This is a genomic window from Mesorhizobium sp. M0340 (assembly GCF_040321535.1).
Taxonomy (GTDB): Bacteria; Pseudomonadota; Alphaproteobacteria; order Rhizobiales; family Rhizobiaceae; genus Mesorhizobium.
The window spans coordinates 22,324-38,016 of sequence record NZ_JAMYRR010000032.1; the positions used below are offsets into that span (position 1 = coordinate 22,324).

At 57.0% G+C, this 15,693-nt stretch carries 20 protein-coding genes and 1 pseudogene; 5 read left to right on the forward strand and 16 right to left on the reverse strand.

The window, feature by feature from the left end; translation table 11 throughout:
* Positions 1-5 precede the first annotated feature (5 nt).
* Complete coding sequence (locus NKI79_RS29460; RefSeq protein ID WP_352842715.1) at positions 6-119, forward strand: helix-turn-helix domain-containing protein; 114 nt, start codon at positions 6-8, stop codon at positions 117-119.
* A gap of 137 nt (positions 120-256) precedes the next feature.
* Here the strand turns inward: NKI79_RS29460 and NKI79_RS29465 are convergent, their stop codons facing one another.
* The 11 genes from NKI79_RS29465 to NKI79_RS29515 all read right to left on the reverse strand — a co-directional run bounded on the left by NKI79_RS29465 (position 257) and on the right by NKI79_RS29515 (position 7,535).
* Positions 257-655, reverse strand: a complete 399-nt coding sequence (locus NKI79_RS29465; RefSeq protein ID WP_352806576.1) for a hypothetical protein — start codon at positions 653-655, stop codon at positions 257-259.
* A 435-nt stretch (positions 656-1,090) separates the two neighbouring features.
* Positions 1,091-1,489 (reverse strand): holo-ACP synthase, encoded by a 399-nt coding sequence (gene acpS / locus NKI79_RS29470; RefSeq protein WP_352755360.1) that lies wholly within the window; start codon positions 1,487-1,489, stop codon positions 1,091-1,093.
* 6 nt (positions 1,490-1,495) lie between these two features.
* On the reverse strand, positions 1,496-1,864 hold the full coding sequence (locus NKI79_RS29475; RefSeq protein ID WP_352755362.1) for a hypothetical protein: 369 nt from the start codon (positions 1,862-1,864) through the stop codon (positions 1,496-1,498).
* Positions 1,861-2,865, reverse strand: coding sequence for a nucleotide kinase domain-containing protein (locus NKI79_RS29480; RefSeq protein WP_352806578.1), 1,005 nt, complete (start codon positions 2,863-2,865; stop codon positions 1,861-1,863). The genes NKI79_RS29475 and NKI79_RS29480 overlap by 4 nt, the downstream gene beginning before the upstream one ends.
* Before the next feature lie 136 nt (positions 2,866-3,001).
* Entirely contained in the window at positions 3,002-3,724 is a 723-nt protein-coding gene (locus NKI79_RS29485) for a dCTP deaminase domain-containing protein (protein WP_352806580.1), read from the reverse strand.
* Entirely contained in the window at positions 3,724-4,320 is a 597-nt protein-coding gene (locus NKI79_RS29490) for a hypothetical protein (protein ID WP_352755369.1), read from the reverse strand. Before NKI79_RS29490 ends, NKI79_RS29485 begins: the two co-directional genes overlap by 1 nt.
* 11 nt (positions 4,321-4,331) lie before the next feature.
* Positions 4,332-5,144 carry a thymidylate synthase family protein gene (locus NKI79_RS29495; protein WP_352755371.1) on the reverse strand — a complete coding sequence of 271 codons (813 nt, stop codon included), beginning with the start codon at positions 5,142-5,144 and terminating at the stop codon, positions 4,332-4,334.
* A gap of 8 nt (positions 5,145-5,152) precedes the next feature.
* A complete protein-coding gene (locus NKI79_RS29500) occupies positions 5,153-5,785 on the reverse strand; it encodes a C1 family peptidase (RefSeq protein WP_352755374.1) in 633 nt (210 codons plus the stop codon).
* Positions 5,785-6,804 carry an ImmA/IrrE family metallo-endopeptidase gene (locus NKI79_RS29505; protein WP_352755375.1) on the reverse strand — a complete coding sequence of 340 codons (1,020 nt, stop codon included), beginning with the start codon at positions 6,802-6,804 and terminating at the stop codon, positions 5,785-5,787. The genes NKI79_RS29500 and NKI79_RS29505 overlap by 1 nt, the downstream gene beginning before the upstream one ends.
* Complete coding sequence (locus tag NKI79_RS29510) at positions 6,797-7,153, reverse strand: helix-turn-helix transcriptional regulator (RefSeq protein WP_352755377.1); 357 nt, start codon at positions 7,151-7,153, stop codon at positions 6,797-6,799. The genes NKI79_RS29505 and NKI79_RS29510 overlap by 8 nt, the downstream gene beginning before the upstream one ends.
* A gap of 10 nt (positions 7,154-7,163) precedes the next feature.
* Entirely contained in the window at positions 7,164-7,535 is a 372-nt protein-coding gene (locus NKI79_RS29515) for a hypothetical protein (protein ID WP_352755379.1), read from the reverse strand.
* 278 nt (positions 7,536-7,813) lie between these two features.
* Between NKI79_RS29515 and NKI79_RS29520 the strand changes: the two genes are divergently transcribed.
* Together NKI79_RS29520 and NKI79_RS29525 are read left to right on the forward strand one after the other, a co-directional pair.
* Complete coding sequence (locus NKI79_RS29520) at positions 7,814-8,452, forward strand: DUF433 domain-containing protein (RefSeq protein ID WP_352755381.1); 639 nt, start codon at positions 7,814-7,816, stop codon at positions 8,450-8,452.
* On the forward strand, positions 8,449-8,880 hold the full coding sequence (locus NKI79_RS29525; protein WP_352755383.1) for a type II toxin-antitoxin system VapC family toxin: 432 nt from the start codon (positions 8,449-8,451) through the stop codon (positions 8,878-8,880). Before NKI79_RS29520 ends, NKI79_RS29525 begins: the two co-directional genes overlap by 4 nt.
* Positions 8,881-9,056: 176 nt before the next feature.
* On the opposite strand, the gene NKI79_RS29530 is transcribed toward NKI79_RS29525, so the two are convergent.
* The 5 genes from NKI79_RS29530 to NKI79_RS29550 form a co-directional block, all read right to left on the reverse strand.
* Entirely contained in the window at positions 9,057-9,788 is a 732-nt protein-coding gene (locus NKI79_RS29530; RefSeq protein WP_352755385.1) for a DUF4431 domain-containing protein, read from the reverse strand.
* 68 nt (positions 9,789-9,856) lie between these two features.
* Positions 9,857-10,324: a hypothetical protein gene (locus tag NKI79_RS29535; protein ID WP_352806587.1), complete on the reverse strand. Its 468-nt coding sequence runs from the start codon at positions 10,322-10,324 to the stop codon at positions 9,857-9,859.
* Positions 10,325-10,416: 92 nt separating this feature from the next.
* Positions 10,417-11,265 carry a GIY-YIG nuclease family protein gene (locus NKI79_RS29540; protein ID WP_352755390.1) on the reverse strand — a complete coding sequence of 283 codons (849 nt, stop codon included), beginning with the start codon at positions 11,263-11,265 and terminating at the stop codon, positions 10,417-10,419.
* A 244-nt stretch (positions 11,266-11,509) separates the two neighbouring features.
* Positions 11,510-12,418, reverse strand: a complete 909-nt coding sequence (locus NKI79_RS29545) for a restriction endonuclease (RefSeq protein ID WP_352755392.1) — start codon at positions 12,416-12,418, stop codon at positions 11,510-11,512.
* Between the two features lie 296 nt (positions 12,419-12,714).
* Entirely contained in the window at positions 12,715-13,302 is a 588-nt protein-coding gene (locus tag NKI79_RS29550) for a DUF309 domain-containing protein (protein WP_352755394.1), read from the reverse strand.
* Between the two features lie 1,113 nt (positions 13,303-14,415).
* Here NKI79_RS29550 and NKI79_RS29555 point away from each other — a divergent pair.
* Together NKI79_RS29555 and NKI79_RS29560 are read left to right on the forward strand one after the other, a co-directional pair.
* Positions 14,416-14,979: pseudogene (locus tag NKI79_RS29555) on the forward strand (OB-fold nucleic acid binding domain-containing protein); the annotation flags it as partial.
* 84 nt (positions 14,980-15,063) lie between these two features.
* Positions 15,064-15,693, forward strand: a complete 630-nt coding sequence (locus NKI79_RS29560) for a hypothetical protein (RefSeq protein ID WP_352806592.1) — start codon at positions 15,064-15,066, stop codon at positions 15,691-15,693.

Below are 15,693 nucleotides of genomic sequence, written 5' to 3' on the forward strand. Positions count from 1 at the left end.
CGGGCATGATACAGGAGCGGCTAAAGGTGACAAAACAGGGGGCGCTCAACCTGGTCGGTGAGCTCGGGCTGCGCGAAATGACGGGCAGGGGAAGGTTTCGTGCGTGGGGAGTGATGTAGGCTCTTTCAAAGTCGTTCATGCGATGAGCTCTGGGCAGCTCGGCATTTCATTGGCTTCCCAGTATTACCAGAGTGGATCGAACCTTAAGCTCAAGCGTACCGTAGGGCATAATTTCGACGACGGTGCCGCTTGATGGTCAGCTGCTCACCTGAAAGACAAATGACTTTGGAGCTTTGTACAGCAGCGACCACTTGATATGGCCTGCGAAACCGGTCTGCGAAGCGATCTCGTTCTTCATTGCCGTGGCCTCTGTGGGGTTCACGCGTGGATCAATCATGATCTGATCAATAAGATCACTAGGGTCCACGGTGTAGCGGAACTTGCCTTCTGGAGCGGGATCCCCGAACAGCTTCCGATACACAAGTCGGACCTCCTTCTCGTGTTTGAACGCCGTTCGCTTGACAAGCAGTGTCGACGCGACTGTCCCAGGGTTCAGTCCTTTCGCGAAAATCGTGCTTGCGGATTGAAACAGCTTCCTGTCCGGGAGGTACTGCACGCTGCCTATAAAGGCATGCTTTGCATCTCCAATGTCCATGGCAGCGGTCAGGCCGTCAGCCAGTCGCTTTATTGTCGTCCGCACACGCACACCGTCGAACCTCCCATGGTCCGCTTTCTGAGAGTAGATTCGCTACATCGCGTCGGATCCTCTTTCAGTCGTCCAGCACTGGCGTAGAGACGATCATGGAACCCGAACTCGCACACCGTTCCATCCCTGTCACGGGTCTTTGCTTTGAGGATGAAGTTCTCAAAAGGATCTTCCCACATAGACGGCAAGACAAGAACGTTCTCGCGTTCTGTGAAGAACTGGTAGAGGCGATGCAGCTTCATGTATCGGTATACGTAGCGATTTCGCTTGCTTGCTCGATGTTGATGTAATTCTCGTAGTTCACCGGCGCGCCCACTTATCTCAATCCTGTAGCATGAGTCTCATACCGCTGAGGATCCACATGTTAAGGAGTGTTTCTTTCTGTCAGATTCTAGGGACCGCCGAGATGATCACGAACGCCTGCGCCACATGGCGATCGTCGGAACACGTTATATGGAATGTGGGAACAAACCCAATTGGCATGAGCTTCTGGAGACGATCGAGAGCTCCCTTTGTAAGTCCCAGGGTAGCCTTTGGATCGAACTGCAGGACCTCGATGTCTCGCCACCCAACGCCATCGGCCATTCCGGTTCCAATTGCCTTGGCGCCGGCCTCCTTACCGCAAAAACACCTTGCGAAATACCGCGCGGGATCGCTAGCCGCAGCGCAGATCCGGCGCTCGTCACTAGTGAATATTCGCTCGAGATAAGCATCTCCGAACCGATTCAACGAACGCCGGATCCGGTCTATTGAGCAGAGATCGTTGCCGATGCCGAGGATCACCGCTGGCTACCACAAGGCCCTAATCGCCACCGTTATCGCGCAAAAGGTCACAATCCAGACAAGCGCCGCCGCTCCAGCTAGTCCTGATTTCACACCGAGAATCTCAAGTCGGATCGGACCTTCAACGGCGCGAACTATCCCCACGAGGATGAACGCCATGGCTATTGCGATTGGTATGCCAATAACAGCCGGTCCATGTCGCTCGATAATTGTGGCAAGGTCCGATGTAGGCAAAGTCAACAGGACGTATGGGGCGAGCACAATGATCGCCGCGATTCCCGCCACCGCGAATAGGCCATAGACGATCCGAACCAAAGGCTCTGATGTTGAGGGAATATCGTAAGGCCCCTTTCGCATGTCTTTCATGTCGGTCACGCGAACAGCCCCATTTCAAAGCGTTTGGCCCCACGCGTGCTTGTTCGTTCGACTTCGACGATGTTGAGCCCCCATCGGGGGGGATAAAATGGTGTTGGAAGCGGCTCCGGATCATGACGGTACGCTTGCTTGATCCGTGTTCGTCCCGAGATTCCCGCGACATCAGGATGGGCTACCCGGGCGTATTTGGAGATTTCGCAGAAGAGATTCTGGCAATCGATTGGCTGCAAGCGCCTACCGTATAGCGTCTGGAAACCAATCTCAGATGCCTCGAATGCGCGTTCCTGCTGATCGCAAACCCAATGTATCACGGCCTCTGCATCTCGTCCCTCGGTATGCACGAAGCACTTCGCAATCCCATCCCGTGCACCGGGACCGGCAATTACGAAATCCGCTTCCGAATGCTCCAAAAGCATGGAGTAGTTCAGGTCGATCGCGTATTGGAAAGCGAGGAACGGTCCGATACCTGGATAGCGCAATAGCTGCTCGTAGACAGTGCGGAAAGTAGCAGCCTGGCGTAAGCGGTCTGGCAATTTATCGTTCATCATCTGGACCAACAAGGCGAGATGATTGGCATGCTTGCGGGCTTTGCCAAGCGCCGGAGCCGGCATGATGTACGCCGCCGAATAAATCCGTTGCCCGCGACCCATCATTTGGTCGAGGACATGGGAGACTGCATCTAGGTCGGTGCCTTTCCAGGTGAGCGGTCCGAGCTTACGCTCCAAGGCTTCCCACGTTTCGATTCTGTTGAAGAACTTGAAAAGCATTGTGCGGAAAAAAAGCTCAGTAGGCGTCGATGGACGATCGGGGTGATACTGGATCTGACGGATGAGGTATTGGCTGACGCGGTCGCTGGCCCTGTAGGCATTTGTGAAGCGAAAGGCGCCAAGAATCGGGTCAGTAGTCCATGGGCCGATCGGGTCGGCAATGCGACGAAAAAACATGGCCTGGCGTTCGGCTGCAAAACGCCAATAGCTATCGAAAACGGGGGTTGGTTCCATGTGCTCTGACAATCTATGCGCGGGGCAGCCAAACATGCTGCCAAGCGCACGTCGCTGGACACCCACACGCCGAAACAAGAATCACAAATGAATAGCAGGTTTGGGCCGAGACGTTAACGGACCAGGGTCGCGTGCGTTAGGGCGACGAGGATGCCGGGGCTGTTGTTGCCGCCGGCGCGACACTTGGGCGGCTGAACGAGCATTCTCGCAACCCCAAAGTGAGCAACGCGCCGACAGCCAAGGCCAATGCCCATTTCAGGACAGCCTGCTCTTTCTCTACGACGCTGATGCGATTATCAAGCTTCTTGTCGTTCTCGTTTATCTTGGACAGCAATCCAGCGAAAGATTGAAGGCCGCCGGCTATTGGGCCGGTCAGGTCGGATGGAATGCTATCAAATCCGAGCTTCTTCTCGACGTCCGATGGCCGATCAAGATCAGCGTACCAAATGAGAAAGCACGGCTCGCCGCGAGACAGATGGACTGGCCCTGGCCCCGCGTTGAAGACGGAGAAGATCAGACGACCTTCATAATTGGGGTCGACGTGGAAGCCTGACACATTCACTAGGCCTCTGAACTTGTATCCGGCGCGGATGGAGATGAAGGCGATTGCCTCCTTTGGAACCGTGACCCGTTCCTCTGTGAGCACGAAGCCAAATTGCCCGGCAGGAATAGTGAAGCCTTGGCCTTCTGGCAGCAAAGTCTTGGGCTTATTACGAGGATCGTCAGGCTCGCCTGTCGGCGATACATAGATCTCTGGACCCACACGGAGACGGTACGAAGCGTGGTCGACGCGCTTAAAATCGAAGTCGGTGATCAACTCGCCCAGTTCAACTTTCAGCCGCTCGCCACCCCAGAACATTAGGTTGTTTCTCCCCCGCGTCTGCGAAAATAGTCAACGAAGATTGAGCGATTCTCGACTACGGCAATTCGGGCCTTGTAAGTCTCGGTCAAATCTATACCTCGCGCGTTTGCCTCTGCTAACAGGGCCTTGAGGAGGGCGAGGTTACAACTCTTCATCGAATCGCGGAAAGGTACGCTTTCCAAATGGTCCCAGGACTCGCACACCTTGGCCAGTTGACCATTGTGACGTGCGAAAGCACGGACCAGCCAGAAAGGGTCGGTTTCTTTGCGTTCGAGCTCCGTGGCAACAACAGAGCCGAATGCCCCAAGGGACGATGAGGTTTCGGCCGACTTCCCTAGTTCAAGTCCTAAGTCCTGGTTCAGCGTGTTTGCAGTCGCGAGCGCAATGATGAAGGCGTCTGTCAATGTTTTTACGAGCCGAGCCACATCGCCGGTCTCTGCAGCTTCAAACAGGTGCCCCGTATATTTGGCATTGTGTAGTGCCATGTGCTTGATGCGCTCGGCGAGACCGAGGATGACGACATCCTTGTGGAATGCCTCATCGTGATGGAGTTGTTCCCATTGAAGAGCAAGAAGCTGTTCCCGAACGTTCATCGATATCCCTTTCATGCCACAGCAGCGGAACTAGAGTCGTAAATCGCCTGGCAACGCGCGATGAGGGCAGCGACATCACGCTTGCCCCAACTGCCTCCGGAGCCATCGCCAGAACCACTATCGAGCCGCGCGAAGGTGGAGTTTATTGTGAGACCGCCGACCCCCAGCGCGGTTTCTCGGGCCAGAAAATACTGGAGCCGACCGAGACCAACCAAGTTACCAAGTAGTCTGCGGACGTAATAGTGGGAGCGGTAGGTAGCGTTGAAGTGGACCTTTCCGTGGTGCACTTTAATGCTAAGGTGGCTCAGGCATGGCCCGCCGTACAGGCGCTTCCGATCTGTGGCTGGATCATAAATTGGAATGTCGTCGTCGAATGCTCGCCCTTTGCCGAGCTCAAACGATGCTCGATACTTGCTGTGATACTTTATTTTTTGAACCATGTCCTCGAGAGGATTAAACGTCTCGCCCTGCGCGTCCTTTTGCCGAAGGATTCGGTACGCATAACTGCCCCAGTTGCCATCTGTGCGCGCCTTCTGAATCGCTCGGATTTTGGCAGGATAACCGTCGAAGACTCCTCGTGCGCCCGCGTGCAGATACTCGTCGAGTGGGAAGATAGTCTCTGCAACGGTGTGTACGCTAAAAGCCCCACTGTCCTTGAGGAACTTGTCGACTTCGTTGTAAACGGCCGCGTCGGGCTCGGAGAGGACGGTCGGTTCGTACACGTGCAGGAAAACGTCGAAGTCCTCCTGATCCGGACAAGAGCCCAAGTATTCCACGGCCGCGAGCCACACCGTCGGAGCCGTTTGTCGTTTGATGAGTTCCATCGTGACCCCTATGCCAATATGGCGGTTTGAAGAAGCTGGCGGTCGACATAGCTGCGGGAGACCCAAGCGTGACCGCCTTGACCCCAGCCTTTCCCCCAACTGTTGCGGATAAGGAGTGCCGACACTCCATCGGCCCAGATCCCATGTCCAATGGCTAGCACCGCATGGCCGCCGCGTTCGACATCGGGGCTCAGATCGGGAATGCGACCCGCTGGGTCAGGACGCCAAAAGGCGTCCGTGATTGCCAGGCCGAGGATAACTGGAAGGCTTTGATCGAGGGCGGTAATTATGTCAGCAAATGCAAGTTTGCTTGGCGTCATCGCCGTCTTGTACAGCGTCGTAGTTACTGTCGGCGGCGCCCATGGCGTGGCCTGAACCAAGCTATAGGGCCACACCGCTTCCATTGGCTGTCCGTTGTCAGCAAGAGCTGCGGCCGCCGCTGCCATTGTGGCGCCGGTCGTTGGGTCTGCGCCAGGCATACGCGCCACCGCGTGATAGAAAAGGTACTCCACGGACAACAGCTCGCCAGGTCCTACATGATGCTCATGAGCGGTCGAGGTAGCAAAAGCCAAACATGATTGGCGGCGACCTTGATCGCGAACTGGCAACAGGTGTGGGCGAAGATCGACGCTCGGAACCATTAGGGCTGTAAACCCAAGAGTCGGCGATCTGCACGCGATAAGCCCCCAGGCTCTGGGCCTCGCAGTGCGAGCGCTACGGAAAACCTAGGATCGTCCTCCGCAATACCCTTCCAGGGCTGTTTTTCACGCAGGGTGACGGTACCAATTCCGGTTGTCGGTGGCCTTGTGATGAGAGTACGCACCGCCGAAGCGCCATAGACGGGCGGATCACGGGAAAATGCGGATTCATCAGACAGGACTTCATAGCCAGCCTGTCGAAGGGCTTCAATCTGCCACTGGTGTCCGCTGCCGGCTGCCTCCTTGAGCTCTATTCGAAGGAGGTCGTCGGGATTGCCAACAATCGGCGTGCCGTCGTCCTTGCTGGTAAGCCGCCAGACATCGGCCCACGAGTTTCCCGGCTTGAACTGTCCACCGAGCCTAGATTTCATCTGTGCCACGGTTGCCTTGCGCAGAGCGTCCACCTCACCCTGTGGAAGGATTTGATGACCAACGAGACCCCAGCACGTCGCCTCGTAGCTGGCGCCCATTCGAAGCGAGAGCTGGTAGACAATATCGGGATTGCGCAAGTGACCATTTACTGTCCACCCTTGCGATTGCACGTGGTGCCGATACAGCCACCGAGGCAGCAGGAACTCAGCTGCAAAGGCGTCCGCTGCCACTTCCTGGAGGTCTCTTCCTCCGCTCGGCGCCAATGGACCACGCTCTAGAATCTCGCGGTCGATGCTGCCGCGGTGCTCCAATACTACATGGCCAAGCTCGTGGGCCGCTGTGAAGCGTTGGATATGGAGGCTACGCCGCGTCGTTACCATGATGCCCTTGAGCGGGGCGGGGAGGCAAAGTCCCAGTGCTGAGGTCAGCGGCTTGAAAAGCAGCGGAATGTCGAGCTCAGCGATAGTCTCAAAAACGTCGATCAAACCCGCACCGCCAGTCACCCGCTGCTGCAACGCAAGCTCTCTGTGCAGGCGCTTTGCGGCAGCGATGGCATCTAGGCGAACGGCGGCGACAGGGGATCTAGCCACGTTTCGGGCTCCGCGGACCTCTTGCCTGGAGGAACTCAGCAAAGCGCATTAGCTCGTCCCGATCTTCCGTTGATAGTTCTGTCGCCGCGCGGGCGAGCGCCTGGACGCTTTCCGGCAATGGTGGCGTTGTAGTCGTGCCCGTGAGCGATTCAATCGACTGGCTGTAAACATCGGCGAACCGGGCAAGCTCTACGGCGTCCACTTTTCGCCTGCCGTTCTCGACCAGTGATAATGCAGATCGCGACAAACCGACAGCCTCGGCCGCTTCGTCCTGCTTCAGCTCGAGATATTCACGTGCCTTTCGAAGCCGGTCGCCGATCTCTCGCCACTTGTCGTTCTCTTCGTTCATAAAACTATCCTCACGCCGGCTCCAACTCTTTGGCCGGTTTATGTTTCTTGACCTTGATCTCGCCCGTGAACACTTTTTGAAGCTTTGGCACAAGGTCGGCGATCATAGCCTCACAGCTGTCGTAGCCACCGGGCTTGATGATCTCAGGCGGCAGTCCGATGCCCAACACCTGCTGTGTTATGATGGTCGCATCAACCACCCGCTTGGAGTCAATCGCCGGTCGCATGGCGATGATCGAGCCGCCGGCGCCGGATGGCGCTTCGGTCGAGGTGCTGCCGTCGATCGAGGTTGTCTCTTCCTCAAACCACGCCTCAAGCTCGGAGATAAGCTCTGGGATTTTCTCCGCGAACTGCTTTTGTAGATCGTCTTTGGTCGCGTCCATCGCGCGCTCCATGTTCGATTTTCGAACATATATTGAGCCATGTGCGCGAAAAGTCAACACCTGATGTAGCGCCATGTCAAACCCCTTCGGTATTGAGCGGAGCGTCAAGACTTGAACGCGTGCCACATGTGCCGGCACAAACGGACGCCGACGGAACAGATTTGCCGGAGCAGGCGGGTTAGAAGCCTGGATTGTGGGCGCTTGGAGCATCCCTGCAATTTCGCTTGCATCGCAGCTAATTCATCCCTATTTTGGGAAGGATTAGGTAGGAGAGACGAATGACGTCCACACAGACCTTGACGTTGAGCGAGGCCAGTTATGTGCTCAATCGCTCCGCGACGACTCTAAACAAGGCAGTCGATACCGGTGTCATCCGCGCCAGGCAACGCAAGGTTGGCAACGCGGTCCAGCGCGTGCTAGGCCCTGCGGAGCTGCGGTTTCTGCGACTGGCCGACGAACTCGATAGGGATCTGACCCCGGCGGGGCGGCGTCGCCTCTACGAGGCACTTCGGAAATTGTCGGCGGACACGCACATGGTAAAGCTTGGCGGGCTTGATCTCGATCTAGCTCGCATTGATAGCGATCTGAAGGACCGTCTGGAGCGTCTCAATCATATCAGGCTTTGGGTTGATCGGGGCAAACCACAGTCCGAGGCACTTATCCGTGAAACGGATGTGCCTGTGCATCTTATTGCCGCTCTTGCGCGCGGGCAGACGGTTGATGAAATCCTGGTGGATTATCCGTCGCTGAATAGGGTGCAGGTCGAAGCTGCCATCGAATATGCCAAGGCCTATCCGAAGCGAGGGCGGCCCTACGCGACGCGTAGCTTGAAGCGCACGCTTGCCGGTATGGCTGACCTCGGAGTGTTCGATGCTGCTGACAGCGGGGAAGAGACGGCTCCCCGCAAGATTCCGTGACGCTATATCTGATCGACGAGAACGTGCTACGTGAGGCGGGTAGCCAAGGCAATGCAAATGTCCGTCGTTGGCTGGCCACGATCGACGATTCAAATCTGCGGTTGAGCGCCGCGACGCTCTTCGAGAAGCGCCGCGGCGCCGAAGCTCTCAAACGCCGCGATCCGGCACGGTCGGCAACGCTCCTGGCGGCAATTGACGCGCTCGAGAAGTCGTTTTCTGATCGTATCGTTCCAATCGATGCCCCAATCGTCTCGGAATGGACGCGCCTCCTCGGCGAAAAGAATAAGGATCGATGGGATCTCGCCCTTGCGGCGACCGCTCGTGTTCATGACCTCATCCTTGTAACGCGCAATCTCAAAGACTTTACCGGCCGTGGTGTCCGTCTTTTGAATCCATTCAAGGATCCTCCGGAGGAATTTGGAGGTTGAAAACATGCGAGATAAGACTTAGTGCGATACCGGCGTTGATGTCGTGAAGACAACTGGCAACGTAACACTTGCGTTGCCGGTGCACGTTACCCGAACAGATTATACGATGGCCACTTCCAGCTCATGAAAGCCATCGACGTCTGCGGCCCCGGAAACGCAAACTGATCGTCATCCGGTCAGCACCCAGTTTCCGACTTGATCGTGGAGATCAGGTTGAGGCTGCCAACCTGCTTCGTGGTCAGCACTGATGAACCGTTGCAGACGCGACCATTTTTGGTCTCGAACGTGTAGTGTGCCCGAAACCTGTTCGGTGACAAAGGCGACACGCCTAACAATTTGAGCGACCGTTTGAGGTTGCCATAAAAATCTGACAGCGCCTTTGCAGATAGTGGTCCCTTCCCCCGCTTTTCCGGGATCACGTTCTTGGCAGCGGCTGCACCGTCGCCAATTTCCAGGGCCAGGTAGAACGCTTCCACTGTCGTGTTTGCGGAGGCAGCATCAGCGGGATGCTGAAGGGATGTAACCGAAGTCACGGTCATCAAGAGCGGCGCGTGGTGGTGACCCGTGTGAGCACCAAAGAGATCGGCTCCCGAAACCTCGACGGACCGTCCGACGAGCTTCATCAGAACGTCTGTTTCGTCGATTATCTGGATTCGGTCGATGGTCGTGCCGTCGTCGACGAAGTCGTCTCCGGTTACGCAGAATGGCGTATCCAGCGACAGAATGTATGCAGGCTCCGGCGTGTCGCCACTCCGAACATCTTCGAAGTTCGGAGGCCCCGGAAAAATCGGGCGGCTAAGCTCACCTGTTACCGAAACCGTCGACTGGGTGGAAAGATCAAGGCAGGCAGCCATCGTGGGGAGAGGGACGCCCACCATTCCCATCAAAACCAATACCGTCCGGTTCATGTGATGCGCCCCGACGACGTCAAAAGAAACTGGGCAAATCCGCCTGTCAAGAATGCGGCAGCTGCCCATCACTGGCCGCAAAACGAGTTTGGAATGACCTTGTAAGTTGTCTCCGCAACCAGGGTTAGATTGCCCGACCCGATATCGTAGTAGCGCCGGACACACGTGTCGTATTCGCCTTTACTCGTGTCCATCCAATCGGCCTGCAGCAGTGTGCTGTCGATCCCGTATTTCATCTGAAGTTGGTAATTGTCTTCGCCGCCAAGGGGAAAATCGACAAGCCTGCCGTCCCGGCCGTCGATCAGGAATGCGAAGATGCAAGATGAGCCACACCCAATTTCAATCAGGGTGAAATGGCCGCCGAAGTTCGATCCGGCCTTCATGCCGTTCCGGATTCGCGTCTTAAATTGGGCCACGGACCCTGTAAATTTCGGAAGGACGGGCATTCCTTTGAGGTATGTCTTCGTCGGATAGTCGGCGAAGTGAGGCTGAGACTGCGCCGACGTGACGCCAAAGATCATGGCGACTGCAGCCATAGCCGAAATCAAAATCCTTCTCATAATCCCCGCCTTTCGTTTGACCCGAGGCCGGGATGCTTCCCGCTGCTCATCGTGTCAACAATACCGTCTTAGGACGCGAATAGCAGAATGGTGTGCGCGTCGATCACCCGACCTCGGACGACGTCCCCTTCCTTGAAGTGCTTTTGGAACCACGTGGCAATTTGCTGGTTTCGACCGACGACCCTGACAGCGCCCGTCTGGTTGGCGGTTCGATTGATCTTCGAGATCACCGGCACGCTTTCGTCCGAGAACAACACGCGGATCGGACCGCCGTCCTTGCCGAGAAACTGACTGGCTTCGACGCCGGGATTCAGGAAACCTTTCTTGTAGTACGTCGGGCCGAGCAGGATGGTGAAAGACGCCAAAGCGGGATCCGATGTCCCGGAATCTGACTGGATGTCAAATTCAGCGGAGGCACTAGGCGGTTCGCCACCGGTTTCCTCCGCCTCTTCGCGTTCGGCTTCCTCCGTAATCGGCTGCCCTTTTTCGCGTCCGTTCCACGGCGGATCAAATGCTTTGATCAGGGAGTCTTCGAGCCCCGCCGCCAGGTTGATTTCGAAATCAGTGTACCGAAGATGCGAGATCGGCGTGAAGGCCAGAATTCGGATCTCGGTGCCACCACCAATGGCGGCCTGGATGTTCCGGTGGCACCGCAGATTTGTCCGCTGCCGTTTGCCAGGACGACAGTAGCCGACGTAACGTCGCCGGATCGAACGGGCGGTCTTCCCTATGTATTGAACGTCATCGCCCCGAACGAAAGCATAAAGCGCATTCGGCACATCGAGCATTACGCCGTTTGCGTCGGCGCCTACCCCATCGAGCTGGTAGGCAATGTCTTCTCCAGCGCTCACCCATCCACCGATGTCGACAAAACCCAGGTTGAGTAGAACATCCACATTGAGTTCCGGATTCGCCATGTGTGGATGCCTCCCATTGTCCGAGTGCTACTCCTCGCACGGCTGCCTGCGGTGTCAACAGTGGACGCTTTACGCCTTTGATCCGGACAGCTTGTTATCCGGCGCGCATCGATCAGCACGACGTCACGATGCCCGGCGATTTCGAGCTTTTCAGGATGGCGCCATATCAATAACGCGATACATGGCGTGAGCCGCGTGGTTCCTGGGTTGCCAACCTGCCGACTGCTGACGATTCTACGAGAATCTAGACGAAGCGCCGTTCCGGTAGATTGCCGATCTTCACTCGATGGTCCAACGCTCCCGTAGAGACGAGGTAGCCCACAACGCCATCCTTCGATTTGACGAATGCCAACGTAGATTGCCCACTGGAGAACGTAATTTGTCCAGACGCGATCTCCAGCGCTGCGCTTTCTCCGGCGTAGTAATGGAGCGTAATTGGGCGCTCCGTGACCTCAATCTCCAGTGCGTAAGTGCATGTGATATCCTTCGCTTGGAAGCGCTGGCCCAGAGCGTCGATGACGTAGAGTTCCTCCATCCGAGCAACGATTTGACCGTTGAGGGTCTGGCGGGTGGTCGGATTGCGGGCCTCCGGGGACAGTTTGTCCATGATGAGGGATTGAATACCCTCGCCGGTGTAGGGCAAGCCGTCAGACGTATAGATCGCGGATGGATTCGTGACCTTTCGCCCGTTTTCCACCACGCCAACACAGGCCTCGATCGCGGTGAAGTTGTGGAATTGGCCGACGATGGTTACGGTGCCAATCCATTCGAAGGATTCCGCCTCGGCCAAGTCCATGCATGTCAGGTTCAGTGCCTTTGCCTTGGTGCGGGCGGTGCTTGTAAAGCCGTTCGCAGCAACTACGATTCCGCAGTGGATTCCAGTCTTTTCGCACTTCTTAGCGAAGGCCTCAATCTGAGGAACTCCTACCTTTCGCCCTTGGTCCCTGCATTCAATGGCCGTCAGGTTCGGCCCGTGATGAGTACGACGGATAATCACCACGTCATGTTCGCGGAGCCGCCCGGTGTCCTTGTCGGGCAACCGTAAGGAGGAATCCACGGTCACGCCGTCCTGTTGCGCGAACATACGCTCCAGGGTGGCGACGAAATTATGGAATCGCTGACCGGGTCGTTCATGAGAGGCGGTTTCTTTCACGGCGCAGATCATACCCCATGGTGTCAGCTTTGCATCCCGTTTAGGACTTTGGGTTGGAGCTTATCCGGCCCTTTCGCGCGCCTGAACAGTGGGCGGCAATCAGGAAGCAAGAATTGAGAGTGTTTGCGTCCGGCATCGAGGGGTCTTATGTGTCAGACGGCGCCCAAAGCTGATGTCGCGACACCCTAACCCAAGTCGCATTTAGCGGCTGAGGGTACTTTGATGTTGTAAGGCGTCAATTAAGGAGACGACGATTGGACTGGACCTGGCGAAGAACGTGTTTCAGGTCCATGGCGTCAATCGGAGGGATGAGTGCCTGTCGGCGACAGCCGCGACGCACCGGAGCTTGGCCCGAGAATGAAGTCAAACACGGGTTGAGGCTGACCGAGCGCCGTCGCCTGCAGGGTTGCGGGGATCCTTGCTGCGACTTTGGCTTGTTCGGCGAGCGTTGCGGGCGACATGCCGAGCGCGCGCCCGAAGGTTTGATCCGTCTTGTCCATCAGCCGGTGAAGAAGTCCAGCGGCGCGCCCAGCATGACGCACCGCCGCAGCCTGCTTGCCCTCACGGATCTTCACGCCGGCCGCCGATAACAGGATCAATCCCTTGAAGAGCATCCGGAGCGGACCGCCTCGATCTGCAACCTGCCAAAGACCTTCCCAAGCCTCATGGGCTTCCCAGTAATAGCCGTGATTGAAGAGGTCGAGACCCCAGCGGAATATGTCTGAATCAAGCGACGCCTCTGCGGCCAACGGCATGGCTTCGCTTTGGTAGCTATGTCCTGCGGGATCGCGCACGGGATGCGGTTGCCTGCCTGGCAGATACGCATAGGATGGAAAGCGCTTTTCGGGCAGCCAACGCGGGCGCAACATCGAACCGATAGCCATCAAATAGGTATAGCACGCCCGTGACACTGAACTGATCTCAGTTCCGTGCATAGCCACTGCATAAGGAAATGACTCTTGGCAAAATAGCCATCAGCCAGCCAGTCCTGCGTGTCTTAAGCTGCGAAAAGGTTGAGTTGTGGATCATCCGGCAGTTCATGCGACCGCTCATTTCTCAGGCGGTTATACTCCTCCTCGAAACGCTCGCGCTCGAAGAACCAGCGCATCAAGGGATAGATCCGTTAATCATATAATCGCCGCTGCGCCTCGGTTAGCTGCGCGAAATCCCAATCGTCGAGCAGGAAAGCGACTTCATCTTCCGGACGGCCTTCATTGAAATAGCCTTCCTCGCACACTCCTCGAGAATACCGGCATCAGCGGTTTGGAACAGCCATTCGCTGCGCTCTTCCTCCGACGTAAACCTGAACGTTGCGGTTCCCGGACAAGCTCGAGATCGGCTGAGTTTGGGATTTTGTCGACGGGCCAGCCGGCACAGTAGGCCAGAACCGCCGCCTTGTCGGCCTCGTCCTAGAAGGTGCAGATCGCAAGTTCCTCCTCGGGCACTTTCCGCCGAAACCGCGAATGTTCCAGCCTTCGACGACAAAGCGCGCCGTCGCGGCCTGATCTGGCGTGACACCGGCCTTAATCGAACACGTCCTGCGCGGCGAGGAGGCCGCGCACGATTTCTGCCGGCTGCGCTCCTTCGACGCGGATCGTGATGGTCATCACCTATCTCCACTGTTGGTCGCGGACATCGACGCCTCTCCTTCGGCAGGGGCATGACATCATCCCGATGACCCCTACGAGAACAAATGTAGAACATATCCCAGGTTTTCCGCGTTTCAAGGCTCAGATGAGTGTATCGGCGTCCCCTCATGCCATTTCCGAGCTTCGAAAACGCATCGCGCGTCTCGAAGGCGGCAACGGCGGGGCCGCACGGTTTTGCCGTTCGGCGTGGCCGCGATCGACAGGGTTCTGCCGGGAGGGGGATTGGTCTTTGGCGGTCTGCACGAGGTCGCTGGCGGCGGCAATGGCGCCGTTGATGGCGCGGCCGCTGCACTGTTCGCTGCAGGAATTGCCACACGCACTGTCGGCAAGGTGCTGTGGTGCGTAACCCGGCCAGACCTTGCTGGCCGCGAAGTAGTCGAGGACTATGGTCATGTCGGGCTGACACTGCGCAGCCACCCTGTCTCGTTTCTCCGTGCCGATCTTCGTCGGCGCCGCATCGTGACCTGTCAGGAAGCCATGCAGGCGAGGGACAAACGTTGGCTTGAGGCAGCCGGCCTGGTGCTGGTCCGGCAACGGCCCGGCTCGGCAAAAGGCGTCATGTTCCTCACCATGGAAGATGAAACCGGCGCAACAAATATCGTCGTCTGGGTCAAGGTGTTCGAGAGATTCCGGCGTCTGCTTCTTTCGTCTTCCATGCTGGGAGTGCGCGGCCGCATCCAGCGGGAGGGGGAGGTCGTGCATCTCGTGGCGCACGAACTGACAGACCTCTCTGGCGAACTCGCCAGCGTGAGAAATCGAGAGGTGCCGGTTCCCTTGCCGCATGGACGGGGCGATGAGGCCTATCACGGCGTGCCAGATATCGATCCGCGGAGCCTGCCGATAGGCCGCAACATCGTCGACCCCTACGATCACATCGATCGTATCAAGGTGAAGACGCGGGATTTTCGCTAGCGCTCATGATATTGGCGCTGCATTCATCTCAGCCTATCGAAGCATTCCAGCTGGATTGTTTGAGGCGTTCCAGAGTCGGTAATTATGACGAACTTTCTTAAGTCCATCCACGCTGCTCAATTCGAAGACAAGGTCGATCGCATGTGGCGTGCGTTTCAGGCGGCCTGTGCTCCCTTCCATAAGGAAATTGCAGATCTGCAGAAGCAGCACGATGCATTCGAACAGCAGGTTCAGGCGGGCGAAGCCCAGTGGGAAGAAGTCGACGAGGATACCGGCGCAGGCTGGAGCTATGGCGGGGACTTCGCCGAACGTCGCGAAGATGCCGAGGACGCCCTTTTGACGATGCGGAAGGCGTTCGTGATGACGACATATCATCTATGGGAACGCGGTGCCCAGCGGTGGGGGAAGACGATGATTCCAAAGCCGAACCATGGCGATCTGATCAGGGCGTTGAAGATTGCAGCCATCATTGTCGACAAGCAGCGTCTCGAGGAATTGCGCCTGCTCGTAAACTGCCTCAAGCATAACAGCGGCAGTGCTCGCAAACTTCATAAATCGCGACCGTCACTCTTTGCCGTGGATTTCGATCCGGATGCCCTCCATCCGGCTACCGGCAAACCATTTTCGCCCATCGACTGGGCCGATAACATCGTGCTTACCGACAGCGATGTGGACACATATTTTGGCGTTGTTCTCAGTTCAGCTCCGAAGTGA